Genomic DNA, 17,281 nt, shown 5'->3' on the forward strand with positions numbered 1-17,281 from the left:
ATGAAAACACTAAAAAAAACAAACCAAAAACTCTCATTATTAGGCTCTGTTTCCTTGGGTACAGGTGTAATGATTGGCGCAGGTATTTTTGTGCTAATGGGTCAAATTGCAGAGTTAGTAGGTGATTTGTTTCCAATTGCATTTATAGCAGGCGCAATTGTAGTTGGTTTTAGCTCGTATTCTTACGTTAAATTTTCAAACGCATATCCTTCTTCTGGTGGTGTAGCAAAATTTTTAACAAAAGCTTTTGGTCCTGGAACAGCTGCAGGATCTTTCTCTCTTCTAATGTACATATCAATGGTAGTCGCCGAAAGTTTAGTTGCAGGTACTTTTGGTGCTTATACTTTACGCTTATTTCCGGAAGAATATTCAGGATATGCATCCATATTAGGTGTAATTCTTATTGGAGTAGCGTATATAGTAAATATTTCTGGTAATAAAATTATTGAAGTTACCGCCACTTTTACAGCAATTATTAAAGTAGCAGGTATTGCATTGTTAGCAATTTCTGGTTTAATTATTTCAGGTTTACCAACTATAACAGGTAATTATGTAGCAAATAATAGTCAAGCCTTACCTGAAGGATTTGGATTTGTGGCTGCCTTGGCATTGTCAATTCTTGCTTTTAAAGGGTTTACTACGATAACAAATCAAGGTGGTGATATTAAAAACCCACATAAAAATGTGGGGCGCTCCATTATTATTTCAATTGCTGTTTGTACAATTATTTACGTTGTTTTAGCATTGTCGGTTGCTGGCGGTTTAAGTATTGAAGAAATTATAGTAGCAAAAGATTATGCTTTAGCAGCAGCAGCAAAACCTTTGTTTGGTGATTGGGGTTCAATTTTAACAATTCTATTGGCAATTGTAGCAACAGTTTCTGGAGTAATTGCCAGCGTATATTCTGCTTCAAGAATGTTGGGAATGTTGGGTAGTATGAAACAAGTACCTGACATGAACAAAATGAAGAAATTTAAAAACCCTTCGTTAATTTTTACTGTTTCTTTAGCCATACTACTAACTGTTTTATTCGATTTAACTCGTATAGCTTCCATTGGTGCTATCTTTTATTTAATAATGGATATTGCTATTCACTGGGGGCTTTTTAGGTACCTTAAAAAAGAAGTGAAATTTAATCCAGTTATTCCAATAATAGCAATAGTGATGGATATTGTTATTTTATCAGCATTCATTTATTTAAAATATGTTAACGACCCTTTTGTACTTGTAGTAGCAGGTATAGGAATAGCTCTTGTTTTCCTGTTTCAATTTCTTTTCATGAAATCACACACAGATAAAGATGGAAATATGAAAATGGGAATGGATGAAGAAGAAATGATGAAAATGTAAAACTTAAAAATGATGAAACACACATATAAAATAACAGGAATGACTTGCAATGGTTGCAGAAGTCACGTAGAAAAAATACTTTCAAAAGTTGAAGGTGTTGCTAAAGCATCTGTAGATTTAGAAAAAGCTGAAGCAACTATAGAAATGGATGCTCATATTAAATTAGAAACATTTCAAGAAGCTTTAAAAAATGATGGTGGACGATATAGTATTCACAAACAAGGAGGACACCATCATATAAAAGAAGAAAAAAAAGAAGTTCCTAAAGGAATTGGTACTTTTTATTGCCCTATGCATTGTGAGGGTGAAAAAACGTATGAAAAACCTGGTGATTGTCCAGTCTGTGGTATGGATTTAGTGGAAGAACAAAATTTATCAACTACAAATTCAGAACAATGGACCTGCCCAATGCATCCAGAAGTTGTAAAAGATGAAGCTGGTGATTGCCCGATTTGTGGAATGGATTTAGTGCCAATGGAGGCTGATAGTTCTGCCGAAGAAAAAGCATATAAAAAATTATCTAAAAAGTTTTGGATTGCAGTTACGTTTACATTACCTATTTTCTTTATAGCAATGAGCGAAATGCTGGCTAATAATCCATTATACGATATTTTAGAGCAGAAGAACTGGAATTGGATTCAGTTTGTATTATCAATTCCAGTAGTATTTTATGCGACTTGGATGTTCTTTGAACGTGCTTATAAAAGTATAAAAACTTGGAATCTAAATATGTTTACACTTATTGGCATTGGTGCTGGTGTAGCTTGGTTGTTTAGTGTTTTCGGAATGCTTTTTCCTGATGTTTTTCCAGATCAATTTAAAACTGAATTTGGTGCTGTACATGTTTATTTTGAAGCTACAACTGTAATTTTAACATTGGTTTTAATGGGGCAATTATTAGAAGCTCGTGCGCATAGTAAAACAAATTCTGCTATAAAAGAACTTTTAAAATTAGCACCTAATAAAGCAACCAAAATAGTAGCTGGCGAAGAGGTAGAAGTATCTATTGATAAAATAGAATTAGATGATATTTTAAAAGTAAAACCAGGTGATAAAATTCCTGTCGATGGTAAAATAACAGAAGGACATACAACTGTTGATGAATCTATGATTACTGGAGAACCAATTCCTGTAAACAAATCAGAAGGCGATAAAGTAAGTAGTGGAACTATAAATGGGAATCAGTCTTTTTTAATGAAAGCCCAAAAAGTGGGTAGTGATACATTACTTTCTCAAATTATTCATATGGTAAACGATGCCAGTAGAAGTCGTGCGCCAATTCAAAAATTAGCAGATACCGTTTCTGGTTACTTCGTTCCAATAGTCGTTTTAATTTCTGTGATTACATTTATTGTTTGGGCAATTTGGGGCCCAGAACCAGCATATGCATTAGTAAATGCAATTGCAGTTTTAATTATTGCTTGTCCTTGTGCATTAGGTTTGGCAACACCAATGTCTGTAATGGTTGGTGTTGGTAAAGGTGCTCAAAATGGGGTGCTAATTAAAAATGCGGAAGCTTTAGAAAAATTAGACAAAGTAAATACACTAATTATTGATAAAACAGGAACAATTACGGAAGGAAAACCAACTGTAGAAAAAATTGGTTCTTTTGACGATAATTATACTGAAAATAAGGTTTTAAATTATATTGTTTCTTTAAATTCAAATAGTGAACATCCTTTAGCAGAAGCTACTGTAAAATATGGGAAAGATCAAAATGCAGAAATTTTAAAATCTAATTCTTTTTCTGCTGTTACTGGTAAAGGTGTTGAAGCCCTTATTAATGATAAAAAAGTAGCATTAGGTAATCCTAAAATGATGGAATATGCAAACGCAAAAATCTCATCAGAAATGAAAGAAAAAGCTGCTTCTTTTCAAAAACAAGGAAAAACAGTTTCTTATTTATCAGTTGCTCAAAACATTGTTGGGTATGTAGTTATTGGTGATAAAATAAAAGAAACAAGTGCTAAAGCCATTAAAGAATTACAAAATATGGGCATTGCAGTTATTATGCTTACAGGAGATAATCATGATACAGCGCAAGCAGTTGCAACAGAACTAAATTTGGCTGATTTTAAAGCGAGTATGTTACCTCAAGATAAATTAAAAGAAGTAGAAAAATTACAGGAAAAAGGCAATGTTGTTGCTATGGCAGGAGACGGAATTAACGATGCACCAGCTTTAGCAAAAAGTGATGTTGGTATTGCAATGGGTACTGGAACTGATGTTGCTATTGAAAGTGCAATGATAACTTTGGTTAAAGGAGATTTATACGGTATTGTTAAGGCAAGAAATTTAAGTCATGGTGTAATGAGAAACATTAAACAGAATTTATTTTTTGCACTTATTTACAACATATTGGGTGTACCAATTGCGGCAGGTGTTTTATTCCCTTTTTTCGGAATATTATTATCTCCAATGATTGCAGCATTAGCAATGAGTTTTAGTTCGGTTTCTGTAATTGTTAATGCATTAAGGTTAAAAACAATTAAAATATAATTATATGAAAAAATTAGTAATCGTACTTATATTAATAACAACAATCTTTAGTTGTAAAAATGAAACTAAAAAAACAGATAATTATGAACATAAAAACCATCCTACAAAATCAGTGAAAGAGAATATACCAAAAAAGAAAGTATTAAGTCCACATCAATCTACTATGGCAATGGTTGGTGATGCTCTTATTCATATGGATTATTCTTCTCCTGGTGTTAGAGGAAGAATAATTTTTGGTGGTTTAGTTGGACAGATATTGATGAAATTCACGGAGATCAATTTAAAAATTTAAACTATCAACCTAAAGCTTTTAGTAAACTTATAAGTCCTACTTCACTTGCTATTTCTGGCGGTATTAATACCATTGAATTAAGAGACCTAAATAATGCACCTTATTATTGGGTAAATAATTTAAAATTATTTGATGCCATAAACGGTAGTATAAAAACAAATATAACCAAAGAAGAAGCGCTGTATGTTGCCAAAAATTATATGAAAGAAGGTTTAGAAGTTTCTTCTATTGATAAAATTGATGAAACGGATAAACACCACGAATACAGAAAAAAAATATTACCCGCTTATGTAATATCATACAAGTCAGACGAAGCTATTAAGGCCTATATTTCTATTATTGATGGGGAATTTCAAACGGTAAGACATCGAGATTGGCGTTGGTTCAATTTTTTATGGATGACACATACAATGGATTATCAAGGAAAAGATAATTTTAATACAATCGTTTTAATAGCATTTTCACTATTAGGATTAATTACTGTGTTAAGCGGTTTTACATTATGGTTTATATTCTCACCATCAATTAGAAAATTAAAGAAAATAATCATTAATAATAAAAAAGAAAATTATGGAATCAAATCAACACTCAAACAAAGAAAACGGAATGAGCAATTACACAAAATTCTATTTAATGTTAGGTTGCTCTTTTATAGCAATGTATATCACAATGTATTTAAACACATATGAATTTGACCACGTATATTTTAGCTTAACACGTTTTTATATGGTCTGTTTAGGCATCTCTACGATGGCATTAATTATGTGGTTTTTTATGCGAAATATGTATAAAAATAAAAAGAAGAACATTGTTATTTTAATAGGTAGTGTGGTACTTTTTTTAGGTGCTTTGGGATTAGTACGTGAACAAAAATCTACAGTTGATGATGTTCTTTGGATGAAAGCAATGATACCACACCATTCAATTGCAATATTAACAAGTGAACATGCAGATATTCAAGATCCAGAAGTTAAAAAATTGGCAGATGATATTATTAAAGCGCAGAAAAAAGAAATCGAAGAAATGATAAAAATGATAAAACGTTTAGAAAATGAAAAATAAAAATATAGCAAACTATTTAGGAATACTTGCTTTTGGCTTGTTATTGGGTTACTTATTCTTCGGAAATTCTTCTGATAATACTACCAATATTCATTCTGAAACATCAGAGAAAAATCAAATATGGACGTGTTCTATGCATCCGCAGATAATGCAACCAGAAGCTGGCGATTGTCCTATTTGTGGAATGGATTTAATTCCTGCAGAAAGTAGTACAGAAGGTTTAATGGCAGACCAATTTAAGCTGACAGAAAATGCGATGGCTTTGGCTAACATTCAAACTTCTACTGTTGGAAATTTTAAAGCAGAAGACAATGCGCTTAAATTATCAGGAAAAATTGTGGAAAATGAAGAAGCAAATACAGTTCAGGTTAGTTATTTTTTTGGAAGAATAGAACGGTTGAATATTAGTTCTACAGGTGAAAAAGTTAGAAAAGGACAATTGTTGGCAACAATTTATTCGCCTGAATTATTTGCTGCACAACAAGAATTAATAACAGCTTCCTCTCTTAAAGAAACACAACCCAATTTATACAAAGCTGTTCGTAATAAGCTAAAATTATGGAAACTTTCAGAAAAGCAAATCAATCAAATTGAAACCTCTGGTAAAGTAAAAGAAAACTTTCCTGTGTATGCTACTGTTTCTGGTACAGTTTCAGAAAAGTTAGTAGAACAAGGAGCGTCTATTAAACAAGGGCAACCTTTGTTTAAAATAGCAAACTTAAACACACTTTGGGCAAATTTTGATGTGTATGAAAATCAGATTGGTTTATTTAAAAAAGGACAAGAAATTTCTATAACCACAAATTCGAATAAAGAAATTAAAGCAAAAGTAGATTTTATAGACCCTGTTTTAGATACAAAAACAAGAACTGTAAAATTAAGGGCTGTACTTAATAATAGAAAGAATCAATTAAAACCAGGAATGTTTGTTGAAGGAAAAATTAAAGGAATTAATGTTAGTAATGAAGAAATAGTAACTGTTCCAGCATCCGCAGTTTTATGGACAGGAGAACGCTCTGTAGTATATTTAAAATCGAATTACAATGAACCGATTTTTGAAATGCAAGAAGTTACATTAGGAAATAGAAATGGAACTAATTACGAAGTTTTAAAAGGTCTTAAAAATGGCGATGAAATTGTAACCAACGGAACGTTTACTGTAGATGCAGCAGCACAATTACAGGGTAAAAAGTCAATGATGAATCAAAAAAGTGGTAAAGTAATGACGGGTCACGAAAAACATCCTGGAATGGATAAAAATACTTCATCAGCTGTAAATAATTTTAGTAAAAAGGAAAGAATAGAAGTTTCAGAAGAATTTCAAAATCAACTGAAAACAGTTTTTAATGCTTATATCGAATTAAAAGATGCTTTGGTTAAAGATGATGCTAATAAAGCAATGTCAGTCTCGAAAATGATATTAGAAAATGTATCTAAAGTTGATATGAAATTATTAAAAGATAATAATGATCACACACATTGGATGTCATTAGTAAAAGAAATAAAATATTCTGCGACATCTATTTCTATAACGTCAGATGTAAAAGATCAAAGAAATCATTTTAAATACCTCTCATCACATTTAATAAATACTCTTCAATCATTTGGTATCAATGAAAAAGTCTTTGTAGAATTTTGTCCTATGGTAAATAATAATAAAGGCGCATATTGGCTAAGCAAAGAAGAAAGAATAATGAACCCATATTATGGTAATGCAATGCTTAAATGTGGAGAAATAAAACTGGTAATAGAATAGAAGATTAAAAAACTAATTTTATGGGGTAGTGTAATATCTAAAATATAATTAGAAGTATAGGATATTTTGAACATAATTATTTAAATAAAATAAGGTTTTTAATTTGTAAATGTTCATCTAAAATATAAATTATTCGGTTTTTTATAGGAAGACAATCTAACTTTTATTTTTCAATATTTTTAGTACTACTTGAAAAAGTAAATTAGTCCTATACTTTAATATTTTATAAATTCGTAAAGCTCATATGAAGATGGGGAAATGAAATTCCAAGACTTGGTAAATATCTTGATGTACCGAGCCTTGGAATTTTTATTATATAACTTCAAATAATTACATTCATAATATGCTTATATATATTTAAGTTGTTTAGTAGACATTTTTTCCATTTTGGTATGAAGCCATTTAGCGGACTTTGTAAATATGTACAGAATTTTAGGTTTAGTATAAACGCTCTATGTTTTTTATACATTGTTAACCATATACTTTTATTTCTCAAAAATTTTTCCCATAATATCATTTGGCATAGTAGGACTGGAATCATCTTTTAGCAATCCCGTATCTGCTCGACTAAATAAAGACTGCATTATTAAATTCTTGTCTTTTTCGTCAACAGCTTTCTCTTTTATTAAAGCTAAGTAAAAATAGGTCAATTGTTCGCGTTCTTCTGAATCTCGAGCTAAATGGAAAGAACTAAATACTACTTTGTGTAATGCTTTAATTCCATACGCTAAAAACGAAATAAAAGTCACATAAATAACAGACCATTTAATTGTCTGAGCGTTTCCTTTTACAAAACTTAAAAGCATTCCTTCAGGTGTTAGCCATAAAAGTAAATAAATTGCTTTCCAACCTTCTTTCTTTAAAGTTGTAGCTCTTCTTTTCCAGTATTCTGCTGGTTTTTTTTAATCTTAGTAACTCTTCGTAGGTTTTTTCTAATTTAATAATTTTTGATTGAAATTCTGAATCAAAACCATAAAATTTAGTTTTAGAGTTTTCAAACCATTCGTTAAATAAAGACTCCTTCGACTCTTTAAGTTCATCTATTTTATCTATATATTTTTTATAGTCATTAGAAGAGTTTCTTAAATTCTCTGTTAATTCAGTTTCAGGTTCATTTAATTGTTCTCTGAAATCATTGCTTAATTTATTAATTGAGCTTTTCTCTTTATTCCTTCTGTTGACTAATTCGGTGAAGTCTTTAGTTTCAAATTCATAAGCTAATAAAGCTCCTATAAACTCGTATTTATTATTTGTTCTATGTGAGCCAATTATGAAATAGTAAGCACCCTGAAACGAATTTGGTTGTTCGTTATTAATTTTTAATAAGAACTCGGTTTGAAGTGAATCATAAGTGAAATAATTTGAGTTACTGCTTAACGGATTAGCCTCCTGTCTCTAATAACTGGTCAAATTAGCTTCACTTTCTTCGTTATAATGTTAATTTATAAAATTTTCAATTCTTGTTTTTAAATTATTAAAATGCCTTTTAGTTGAATACTGAAATTAATATTTGGATAATCAATAGAAGCTTCCACAGAATTAAACCATTTAGGTAATTATGCTTTTGTAATTTTTTTCTTAATTCAGTTGTCGTCATTTTTGTTTTCAGCTTGTGGGTAACATATTCATATAAGAGATAATTTATCTATATTTATCGAGTTTTCATGGATAAAAATAATTTTAAACCCCTATTTATAAAAATTAAAAATACCTAAATATTCTATATATAACAGACTATTTATGTAAAAATTAAAGACTACTAATATAATTAAATACTTAATAAGTTGTTTATTAAATTCAACTATAATATGTTTTTTTTTTAGATTAAAAAAAAATTAATAGATGCAAAGATATGTATATAAGTATTTTAATTTAAAATATAGAGTGTAAAAACCTCAAAAAGAAAACATTATCTTAACTTGTATTTAATGATTTTTTTATTTTACTGTTTACTTGGTAATTAAAATAATATAAGTAATTACTATAATATAAATAATATAAGTATATTTGTATTACTAAAAGTAAATTACGATTATGTATTTAGCAATAGAAGAACCGCAAGACATCCGTAAAATAACCTCTGAAAAAGTATGTAAATTAGTCGATGGTTTTATTGAAAGTCAAGATATAAAACAAAGCTCTAAAAAATTATATAGACGAACTTTAAAACAGTATTTTAAATGGGTTACTGCTAAAAACTATTTACTTTCAGAAATAGCCAGACCGCAAATAATAGAATACAAAGAAGATTTATTAAGCGCAGGAATGAGTAATTTAACGGTAGGTTCTTACATAACATCTGTTAGACGTTTTTACGAATGGACAGAAGCTAATAAATATTATCCTAATGTAGCTAAAGGAATTAAAACACCTAAAAGAAAAGCGCAATTTAAAAAACAAGCATTACTTCCAGCACAAGCAACCGCTTTACTAGACTATTATAAAGATAAAAATATAAGAAATTACGCTATAATTAATTTACTTTTAAGAACTGGATTAAGAACCATAGAAGTAATTAGAGCTAATATTGAAGACATCATATTTAAAGGTTCTCAAAGAGTCCTACTTGTGCATGGAAAAGGCAGAGATGAAAAAGATAATTTTGTAATTCTTACTGATAAAACTTATAAGCCTATAGAAACTTATTTAAATACTAGAGGCAACCTAAAAAAATCAGCACCTTTATTTACTTCTACTTCTAACAATTCTAAAGGAAATAGATTAACCACCAGAACAATAAGTTATATAGCTAAAAAAGGATTAAAAGAAATAGGTTTAGATTCTAAAAATTTTACAGCACACAGTCTTAGACATACTACAGCAATTAATATTTTAAAAGCTGGAGGATCTATAGAAATGGCGCAATTTACACTTAGACATACAAATCCTGCAACTACTCAAATATATACAGCTACTTTAAATGAAGAACGAAGATTAGAGAATAGTGGCGAAGCTTTAATCGATAATTTATACTAAACGAATTTAATTAATTATAAAAAATAATAAAATGATAGCACTAAAAGTATTCAGATTTACCTACAATGAAAATATAGATATTATTGAAAAAATCTATAAAGACAAAGTAGCCGATTATATGTTAAGTCATTTGATTGATAAAAAAAACGACTATAAAGAAACCTATCAAAATAATCTAAAAGCATGGGAAGAATTTATATTAGATTTAGATCAAAATAATGCTGAAATTTTAGATAACTACATCTTTAATAAATAGAATAATCAAAGTAAGTTAAAAAAGTATGGTAATTTAAGTAAACTTAATAATATGAGTAATATAACTGACTGGATTCAATACGAACTTTACCCTAATTTATTTGAGGTAATAGATACCGCTTTTCCAGAACACAATTTTAAAAGATACCCTGGAGGCTGGAAAAGTAAAACTTATTTAAACGGTTCTGTTCATAAAAACAGAACCGATAAAACAGTCATCACTAAAAAAGCGATAGGTTGTATTTTAGAGCAAGGAGGAGATGTTTTAAGTATTGTAAATTATGTTATTAAAAGAGATAAAGTCGAGTTTATAGAAGCTGTTAAAGCACTAGCTGATCTTACAAACTTAAAACTACCTGAAAATACTGATTTTAATCAAAATAACTACAAAAATTATAAAGACACAGCCAACATACTAGAAGACTGTAACAGCTATTTTATTTACTGTTTAGAAAATAATAATCCAGATGAAATTAAAACGTATTTAACTTCAAGAGGGTATTCTAAAGACGATATAAAATCGATGGAATTAGGCTATATTCCTTCACAGGATAAGCTTTATAAATATCTAATAGAAACTAAAAATCATCCTAAAATATTAGTAGATGAACTTATTAAATTAAACAAAAATATAGGCGATACTCATCAACTTACAATTCCTTATAGAAGTGGAAGTACTATAAAAGGCTTCAAATTTAGAACTACAGGAACAGCTACACCAAAATATTTAAACTCGACAGGATTAGATAGATTAGGAGGCTTTTTTAATCTATTAGCCGTAAAAGGAAACAAAGATATAATAATAGTAGAAGGAGAACTTGACAGTTTAAATGCGACAGCAAAAGGAATTGAAAATGTAGTTGCTATCGGAGGTAGTAATATTGCTTCGGAACAAGTAAAAGACGCTCTTAAAAGAGGAGCTAAAACTTTTACTTTATGTTTTGATAACGAAAAAAGTAAAGAAAAAGAAACTGCAAAGAGAATACATTCAGCAATTGATATTCTTTTAAAAGAAGGAATCCATAAAATTTACATAGTCGATTTGCCTGCTTTAGAAGGAGAAAAAACAGATCCAGATAGACTAATTAAAGAAGCTGGAATTAATAATTTTAAAAATGCCATAATAGAAGCTTTACCTTATTATGAGTATAAATTATATGAAATTTTCAGTAAATATAGAACCATTGAGGATAAAAGAATCTTAACTCCAAAAGATGTAGATAATCTTCTTGAAGATGTTATAAATACTTCTTTAATTATTAATGATCCTATAGATAGAGATAGATATAAAAAGCTTTTTACTTCCTTCGATCCTATCAAAGAAATAGGAATAACAGTAGAAAGTTTAACCATTACTATCGATAGATTAACAGCTACCAGAGATAAAGAAAATCAAGATAAAGAATTAAAAAAATTACTTTCTCAAGCTAAATTTTTACAAGATAAAGGAGATACTGATAAGGCACTCGAATTAATAGATAAAAAAGTAAAAGAAGTAAAACTTCAAGATAAAACGACAGAATTTAGTAATCTACTAAGTTCTATTACAGAAGATGAAATAAGAAATAATTTAGCCAATAAACCAGAAAGTTTAAATTCAGGTTATATAATAGGTAAAGAACAATTGCTTTTGCCTTCTGGAGCTATTAGTATTTTATGTGCGCCTACTTCACACGGTAAAACTACTTTTTTAATAAATATGGCTATAAATATAGCTAAGAATTATCAAAATAAAGAGGTTCATTTTTTCAGTTATGAAGAAGACAGAGATAGTATTTTAATCAATGCTTTAAATACTTATTTAGATGATGAAATAAGTATTAATAATAGAAAAACCTTAAAAAGTTATTTTACTACTGGCTCTACAGAATATATAAAATCAGAAGCTATCAATTATTTTAAAGAAAAAAAAGATGCTTTTTTTAAAAATCTGATAACCACTAAAAGACTAAATATTCATTATAGTAATTATAATTCTGAAACACTTATAGAATCGATAAGATACTTACATAAAAATACCAATATAGGAGCTGTATTTATTGACTACATACAACTTTTAAACCTACCTACAGGAAAACATAAAACCTATTCAAGACAAGAAGAAATTAAAGCTATTTGTGTAGCGCTAAAAGATGTAGCTGTAGAAACAGGATTACCGATTATTTTAGGAGCGCAATTCAATAGAAGCGTAACGAACTGTTTGCATTTACACCCTACTAAAATAGGAGAAGCTGGAGACATAGAAAGGATAGCCAATTTAATAGTTGCCTTTTGGAATAATAATCATAAATCTACAGGAAGTGATGGAGAACTAAATGAAATCGCTAAAAAAAATCTAAATATACCTGATACTTTTTATACTGAAATATTAAAACAAAGAGGTGGAAAAGTAGGGCTAACAGAACTACTAGAGTATAATGGTAACAAAGCAACCATTAAAAACAACACTGAAATATTTGACACATTTTAGTAACACTAAAAAACAAAGCAACTTAAGTAAACATAATAATATTTATAAACTAGAAAATATTAATAAACTAAATAATATGGGTAAAGTAATTAGTATCAGTAACCACAAAGGAGGTGTAGGAAAAACTACTTCTAGTATTAATATAGGAGCTGGATTAGTGAAGCTAAAAAAGAAAGTTTTATTAATCGATTTAGACCCACAGGCAAACCTAAGCCAAAGTTTAGGAGTGCTAGAACCTGAATTAAATATATACGGAGCTTTAAGAGGTGATTATGAATTACAACCAATCGAAATAATTGAAGGATTATATTTAGTTCCTTCTACTTTAGATTTATCTGGAGCAGAAGTAGAAATGAGTGGAGAACCAGGAAGAGAATATATTTTAAAAGAATTGATTGATCCTATTAAAGATAATTATGATTTTATTATAATCGATAGTCCTCCTTCTTTAGGATTATTAACTATAAATAGTTTTACGGCTTCGGATGAAATATTAATCCCTTTACAAGCTCAATATTTAGCATTACAAGGATTAACTAAATTATTAGAAGTAGTCGATAAAATTAAAAAAAGATTAAATAAAGGACTTAAAGTAGGAGGTGTATTTATAACTCAATATGATAAAAGAAAAGTATTAAATAGAGATGTTGCATCAACTATTGATCTGCATTTTAAAGACACTGTATTTAAAACCAAAATAAGAGATAATATAGCATTAGCAGAAGCACCCGCTCAAGGATTAGATATTTTTAGATATAATCCTAAAAGTTACGGAGCTGAGGATTATCTAAAATTAAGTAAAGAAATATTAAAACTAAGTAAACATTAATTACTTAATAATTTAAGTAAACAATACTTATTTAATAATACAAATAAACAGTAAATTTGCAAAATATGAGCAAAAAAAATTTTACAGGAGGATTAAATTCTCTATTAGGAGATACCGAAAAACGAAAAGTAGGAAGACCTAAAACTTCTACTAAAGAAATTACTAAAAGTTCTCAAAAAGGAACTAAAGAAAAAGAAACTAGAGCTACTTTTATAGTCAATGAAGATTTACTAGAAAAATTAAAAGCAATAGCTTATTGGGATAGAAAACTAATAAAAGATGTCGTAAACAATGCACTAAAAGAAAGCATCGATAAGTACGAAAAAAAGAATGGAAATATTGAACTGATACCTGAAAAATAGCTTATTAATATAAATAATAAGCTATTTTTAAAACATTTAATCAGTAATAAATATTAATATACTTCTGTAAAGTTTACATTACAGAAGTAAAATAACTATTAAAATTTATGAATAATTATATAGAAAGAAGAAATATAAAATATAAAGAACAGCTCGAAAAAATTAAAATTGTATATCAAGAAAATAAAAATTGGGATACAGTAATAACAACTGTTATTGATGCTCCTTTTGATTTTGATTTAAAATCAAACCAAGCTCAAGAAATTTTAATAGATTATATAGAAAGTATTTATAGTATCAAAATAAAAGATGCTGACCAACTTCAAAAAATAACGAATATAACAACTAAAACACTAGAAGAATTAGAAGCTATTATTTTAACTTCAAAGTACACTAAATATTATCGTGCTGTAGAATTAGCTGTAGAAAATGGAGCTACTTACCCTGAGATTTTAAAAATAATGCCTAAAGAATATGGACTACCAGACCAATGGAATAAAAAATTAAGTTCTAATCAATATGGTACTATTGTAAGGGTTTTATCATTTTCTTATTTGATAAAAGAATCATTAGGAATATCTATATTACCTAGCCTTAGAGATATATCAAAAAAAATAAAAGCACCTTATAGTGTTTTAATGGATGCTTATCAGCTAATAAATAATGTTGGCTAAAATATTTAAAAAATGACTAAAAAAAATATAGATAAAATAATAGCTACAGCAACTCCTTTAAAAAAAATATTACTAATATATGAAGATCTAGCCAGAGGAAGATATTCTAAAGATAGATTATTAACTAATGACGAATTTAAGCAATTAATGAAAAGCTTTCTTAAAGATAATGATATTGATTTATGGAATAAATTTTTAAGAACAGAACACGCAGTTTCAAATGCTTTAACAAATTTACAAGGTGGTTTATTTGAAGCTAAAATGCACTATTCAAACCTTAGAGGATATATTTTAAACTGGAATACTATAGAGCATTCAGAAATACTAGTAAATTCGATATTACACGAAATTAAAGACCCTATAGAGCGTAAAAAAATAGCAGAAAAAGGATCTGAATTTAAAAAAATTTTTTTCACAAAAATAGCTACAGATGAAGAAGGGTATGTTGATATAAAAATAAAATTTGATAAATATAATTATAAAGATACTGACCTATATAGCCTTTGGTACGTTATGAATAACGTAAAGAAAGAAATTACTCAATCAGTTATAAAATGGATAAGTTGGGAAAAAGCTCTTAAAGATTATATAAGAAAACAAGGTTTTAATATTAAAACTTATAAGGATAAAATACAAGATATGAGAGATGAAATAGATACTCCTATAATAGGATGGAGTAAATTCTATGGAGAACTTCAAGAAAAAATAGTGTTAAATCCTAACATACATGAGCTACTAAAAGAATATGCCATTTGTCCTAAGATAGAAGAGTTAAAAATAGATAAAAAAGAATATGATTTTTTTATGAATAAAATTTCAGAGAATGAGTAATAATAACATACCTAGTTTTCCTGGACTTCCAAAAAAAATAAAAGACTCAGAGTTTAGAGAATTACCTAATATAAAAAAATCAATAGATTTAAAAAATAAAGGAAACTTTAGACGTTCTGGACATATTACAGATCAATTCTTAAAGTATAATTATCCTAAGGATAAAAAACCTATATTATTTAATAGTTTAAAACCAGAACTTAAAAAGAAAATAGAAATAAAAGGAATAGAGCATTCAGAGATAGTAGAAGGAATTAAATTAACACCAGCAGAAACCAAAGTAATAGATACTCTTTGTAAATTACTTCACCATAATAGCCAAACTTTAAATCCTAATAATAAAAATTACTACACTGGAAATGTAACAGACATAAAGCGTGTAAGTTATGGAGATAGTATTGCTATAGTTCCTCAATTAACTGTTACTCTATATGATCTTACTAAAGAATATAAAGCAGGAGCTAGAGTAAGTGGCAAAGACTTAGAAAACGTATCTAAAATATTATTAAATATATCTAAAAAGAATTTTTTAATCAAATATAAAGAAGAGATTAATAAAAAAAATGGAACTAAAACAGTTATAGAAATAGAAGATTATAAACCTATTTTAAACCTTCCAAATTTTAAAATAACGGAATATAGTAAAGAAGGAATAATAACAAGTAAAACAGAATCTACTTTAATAGAATTAAATCCTATTTTCATAAGGCAAATAAACACTAAATTTATAGTTTACCCAGGAGATATAAATAAAAGAACTTTAATAGCTTACGGAAATAATAATTGTTCAGAGGCTACTTTTACGCTTAGAGAATATTTAGCTAAATATTTAGCTCTAAAAAATTATACTCCAGAAATTATGTTAGATAGGCTTTATTATTTATTAGCTGAAAAGTACATGAAAAGTAGTAGAAAAAGTAAAGTAAAAGAACTTACAGAAAAAGCCTTAGATACAATGATAAAATTAGGTTTATTAGAAAGTTTTAAAATAGAAACAGCTAAAACTACAGGAGAACCTAAAATTATATTTAAAATAAATAAAAAATTTGAATAGTATTCTAATTCACGAAAAAAGAGAATTTCGCGAAAAAAAAGAAAAATCAGAAAACAGGATAGCATTTAAAATAATAAAATCCGAAAAAGCAGGATAAACAAAAATAATCAAACTACGTACTTTGATGCAATGACTACGTACTTTAATGCAATTTAAGGCTGTTTTTACGTACTTTGATGCAATGATTACGTACTTCAGTGCAATTTTATTTTTTAAAAACGTCTGTAGGTACTATAAATAAAGGGCTTTCTGAAAGTAAAAAAAACGCTAGAGTATTATAGATACTCTTAGAGTATCTTAGAGAGAAATTCCCTTTTCAGTACATTTCTCTTTTCTTAAAAAATCCATAATATCCGAAAAATCCGAAGTTTCCGAAAAAAAGCATAAAGGATTGTAATTAGCCGATTTAAGCACTTTTTAAAACCTTTTATACACTTTGTGTTAAAGTTTATAAATCCTTTAGCAGGCTTTAAGATTAGATACTTATGCGCAAAGTAAATAGTATTCTAATTCACGAAAAAAGAGAATTTCGCGAAAAAAAAGAAAAATCAGAAAACAGGATAGCATTTAAAATAATAAAATCCGAAAAAGCAGGATAAACAAAAATAATCAAACTACGTACTTTGATGCAATGACTACGTACTTTAATGCAATTTAAGGCTGTTTTTACGTACTTTGATGCAATGATTACGTACTTCAGTGCAATTTTATTTTTTAAAAACGTCTGTAGGTACTATAAATAAAGGGCTTTCTGAAAGTAAAAAAAACGCTAGAGTATTATAGATACTCTTAGAGTATCTTAGAGAGAAATTCCCTTTTCAGTACATTTCTCTTTTCTTAAAAAATCCATAATATCCGAAAAATCCGAAGT

General features: G+C 28.2%; 16 protein-coding genes. 14 read left to right on the forward strand and 2 right to left on the reverse strand.

Features of this window, described 5'->3' with window-relative positions; all coding sequences use genetic code 11:
- The 6 genes from L0U72_RS11105 (at window position 1) to L0U72_RS11130 (ending at window position 6,959) form a co-directional block, all read left to right on the forward strand.
- Window positions 1-1,350: an APC family permease gene (locus L0U72_RS11105; protein ID WP_193701963.1), complete on the forward strand. Its 1,350-nt coding sequence runs from the start codon at window positions 1-3 to the stop codon at window positions 1,348-1,350.
- A gap of 12 nt (window positions 1,351-1,362) precedes the next feature.
- Window positions 1,363-3,849, forward strand: a complete 2,487-nt coding sequence (locus L0U72_RS11110; RefSeq protein ID WP_193701975.1) for a heavy metal translocating P-type ATPase — start codon at window positions 1,363-1,365, stop codon at window positions 3,847-3,849.
- Between the two features lie 4 nt (window positions 3,850-3,853).
- Complete coding sequence (locus L0U72_RS11785; protein ID WP_193701962.1) at window positions 3,854-4,141, forward strand: DUF2911 domain-containing protein; 288 nt, start codon at window positions 3,854-3,856, stop codon at window positions 4,139-4,141.
- A gap of 200 nt (window positions 4,142-4,341) precedes the next feature.
- Window positions 4,342-4,830 carry a hypothetical protein gene (locus tag L0U72_RS11790; RefSeq protein WP_193701961.1) on the forward strand — a complete coding sequence of 163 codons (489 nt, stop codon included), beginning with the start codon at window positions 4,342-4,344 and terminating at the stop codon, window positions 4,828-4,830.
- Window positions 4,712-5,203, forward strand: coding sequence for a DUF305 domain-containing protein (locus L0U72_RS11125; RefSeq protein WP_193701960.1), 492 nt, complete (start codon window positions 4,712-4,714; stop codon window positions 5,201-5,203). The genes L0U72_RS11790 and L0U72_RS11125 overlap by 119 nt, the downstream gene beginning before the upstream one ends.
- The gene (locus tag L0U72_RS11130) at window positions 5,193-6,959 is read left to right on the forward strand and encodes an efflux RND transporter periplasmic adaptor subunit (protein WP_193701959.1); all 1,767 of its coding nucleotides are present in this window, start codon (window positions 5,193-5,195) and stop codon (window positions 6,957-6,959) included. Before L0U72_RS11125 ends, L0U72_RS11130 begins: the two co-directional genes overlap by 11 nt.
- A gap of 485 nt (window positions 6,960-7,444) precedes the next feature.
- On the opposite strand, the gene L0U72_RS11135 is transcribed toward L0U72_RS11130, so the two are convergent.
- Window positions 7,445-7,798, reverse strand: a complete 354-nt coding sequence (locus L0U72_RS11135; protein WP_232115434.1) for a DUF6161 domain-containing protein — start codon at window positions 7,796-7,798, stop codon at window positions 7,445-7,447.
- The gene (locus L0U72_RS11810; protein WP_369801379.1) at window positions 7,770-8,276 is read right to left on the reverse strand and encodes a DUF6161 domain-containing protein; all 507 of its coding nucleotides are present in this window, start codon (window positions 8,274-8,276) and stop codon (window positions 7,770-7,772) included. Before L0U72_RS11810 ends, L0U72_RS11135 begins: the two co-directional genes overlap by 29 nt.
- A 717-nt stretch (window positions 8,277-8,993) precedes the next feature.
- Here L0U72_RS11810 and L0U72_RS11140 point away from each other — a divergent pair.
- From L0U72_RS11140 to L0U72_RS11175, 8 genes are all read left to right on the forward strand, one after another.
- Window positions 8,994-9,935, forward strand: a complete 942-nt coding sequence (locus tag L0U72_RS11140; protein ID WP_193701957.1) for a tyrosine-type recombinase/integrase — start codon at window positions 8,994-8,996, stop codon at window positions 9,933-9,935.
- Between the two features lie 31 nt (window positions 9,936-9,966).
- Complete coding sequence (locus tag L0U72_RS11145) at window positions 9,967-10,191, forward strand: hypothetical protein (RefSeq protein WP_172505960.1); 225 nt, start codon at window positions 9,967-9,969, stop codon at window positions 10,189-10,191.
- Between the two features lie 51 nt (window positions 10,192-10,242).
- On the forward strand, window positions 10,243-12,660 hold the full coding sequence (locus L0U72_RS11150) for a DnaB-like helicase C-terminal domain-containing protein (protein ID WP_193701956.1): 2,418 nt from the start codon (window positions 10,243-10,245) through the stop codon (window positions 12,658-12,660).
- 76 nt (window positions 12,661-12,736) lie between these two features.
- Window positions 12,737-13,489 carry a ParA family protein gene (locus L0U72_RS11155; protein WP_193700358.1) on the forward strand — a complete coding sequence of 251 codons (753 nt, stop codon included), beginning with the start codon at window positions 12,737-12,739 and terminating at the stop codon, window positions 13,487-13,489.
- A gap of 65 nt (window positions 13,490-13,554) precedes the next feature.
- Entirely contained in the window at window positions 13,555-13,851 is a 297-nt protein-coding gene (locus L0U72_RS11160) for a hypothetical protein (protein ID WP_101907143.1), read from the forward strand.
- Window positions 13,852-13,958: 107 nt separating this feature from the next.
- A complete protein-coding gene (locus tag L0U72_RS11165) occupies window positions 13,959-14,525 on the forward strand; it encodes a hypothetical protein (RefSeq protein ID WP_193701955.1) in 567 nt (188 codons plus the stop codon).
- Between the two features lie 12 nt (window positions 14,526-14,537).
- On the forward strand, window positions 14,538-15,356 hold the full coding sequence (locus L0U72_RS11170; protein WP_193701954.1) for a hypothetical protein: 819 nt from the start codon (window positions 14,538-14,540) through the stop codon (window positions 15,354-15,356).
- Entirely contained in the window at window positions 15,349-16,410 is a 1,062-nt protein-coding gene (locus tag L0U72_RS11175) for a hypothetical protein (protein ID WP_233885850.1), read from the forward strand. The genes L0U72_RS11170 and L0U72_RS11175 overlap by 8 nt, the downstream gene beginning before the upstream one ends.
- Window positions 16,411-17,281: the final 871 nt, after the last annotated feature.

The sequence above is a fragment of the Tenacibaculum piscium genome, from assembly GCF_021390755.1.
GTDB lineage: Bacteria > Bacteroidota > Bacteroidia > Flavobacteriales > Flavobacteriaceae > Polaribacter > Polaribacter piscius.

Bases quoted from the DNA above. Each gene is read 5' to 3' on its own strand.
- L0U72_RS11105 (WP_193701963.1), top strand. From the start codon at position 1: ATGAAAACACTAAAAAAAACAAACCAAAAACTCTCATTATTAGGCTCT.
- L0U72_RS11110 (WP_193701975.1), top strand. From the start codon at position 1,363: ATGAAACACACATATAAAATAACAGGAATGACTTGCAATGGTTGCAGA.
- L0U72_RS11785 (WP_193701962.1), top strand. From the start codon at position 3,854: ATGAAAAAATTAGTAATCGTACTTATATTAATAACAACAATCTTTAGT.
- L0U72_RS11790 (WP_193701961.1), top strand. From the start codon at position 4,342: ATGAAAGAAGGTTTAGAAGTTTCTTCTATTGATAAAATTGATGAAACG.
- L0U72_RS11125 (WP_193701960.1), top strand. From the start codon at position 4,712: ATGGAATCAAATCAACACTCAAACAAAGAAAACGGAATGAGCAATTAC.
- L0U72_RS11130 (WP_193701959.1), top strand. From the start codon at position 5,193: ATGAAAAATAAAAATATAGCAAACTATTTAGGAATACTTGCTTTTGGC.
- L0U72_RS11140 (WP_193701957.1), top strand. From the start codon at position 8,994: ATGTATTTAGCAATAGAAGAACCGCAAGACATCCGTAAAATAACCTCT.
- L0U72_RS11145 (WP_172505960.1), top strand. From the start codon at position 9,967: ATGATAGCACTAAAAGTATTCAGATTTACCTACAATGAAAATATAGAT.
- L0U72_RS11150 (WP_193701956.1), top strand. From the start codon at position 10,243: ATGAGTAATATAACTGACTGGATTCAATACGAACTTTACCCTAATTTA.
- L0U72_RS11155 (WP_193700358.1), top strand. From the start codon at position 12,737: ATGGGTAAAGTAATTAGTATCAGTAACCACAAAGGAGGTGTAGGAAAA.
- L0U72_RS11160 (WP_101907143.1), top strand. From the start codon at position 13,555: ATGAGCAAAAAAAATTTTACAGGAGGATTAAATTCTCTATTAGGAGAT.
- L0U72_RS11165 (WP_193701955.1), top strand. From the start codon at position 13,959: ATGAATAATTATATAGAAAGAAGAAATATAAAATATAAAGAACAGCTC.
- L0U72_RS11170 (WP_193701954.1), top strand. From the start codon at position 14,538: ATGACTAAAAAAAATATAGATAAAATAATAGCTACAGCAACTCCTTTA.
- L0U72_RS11175 (WP_233885850.1), top strand. From the start codon at position 15,349: ATGAGTAATAATAACATACCTAGTTTTCCTGGACTTCCAAAAAAAATA.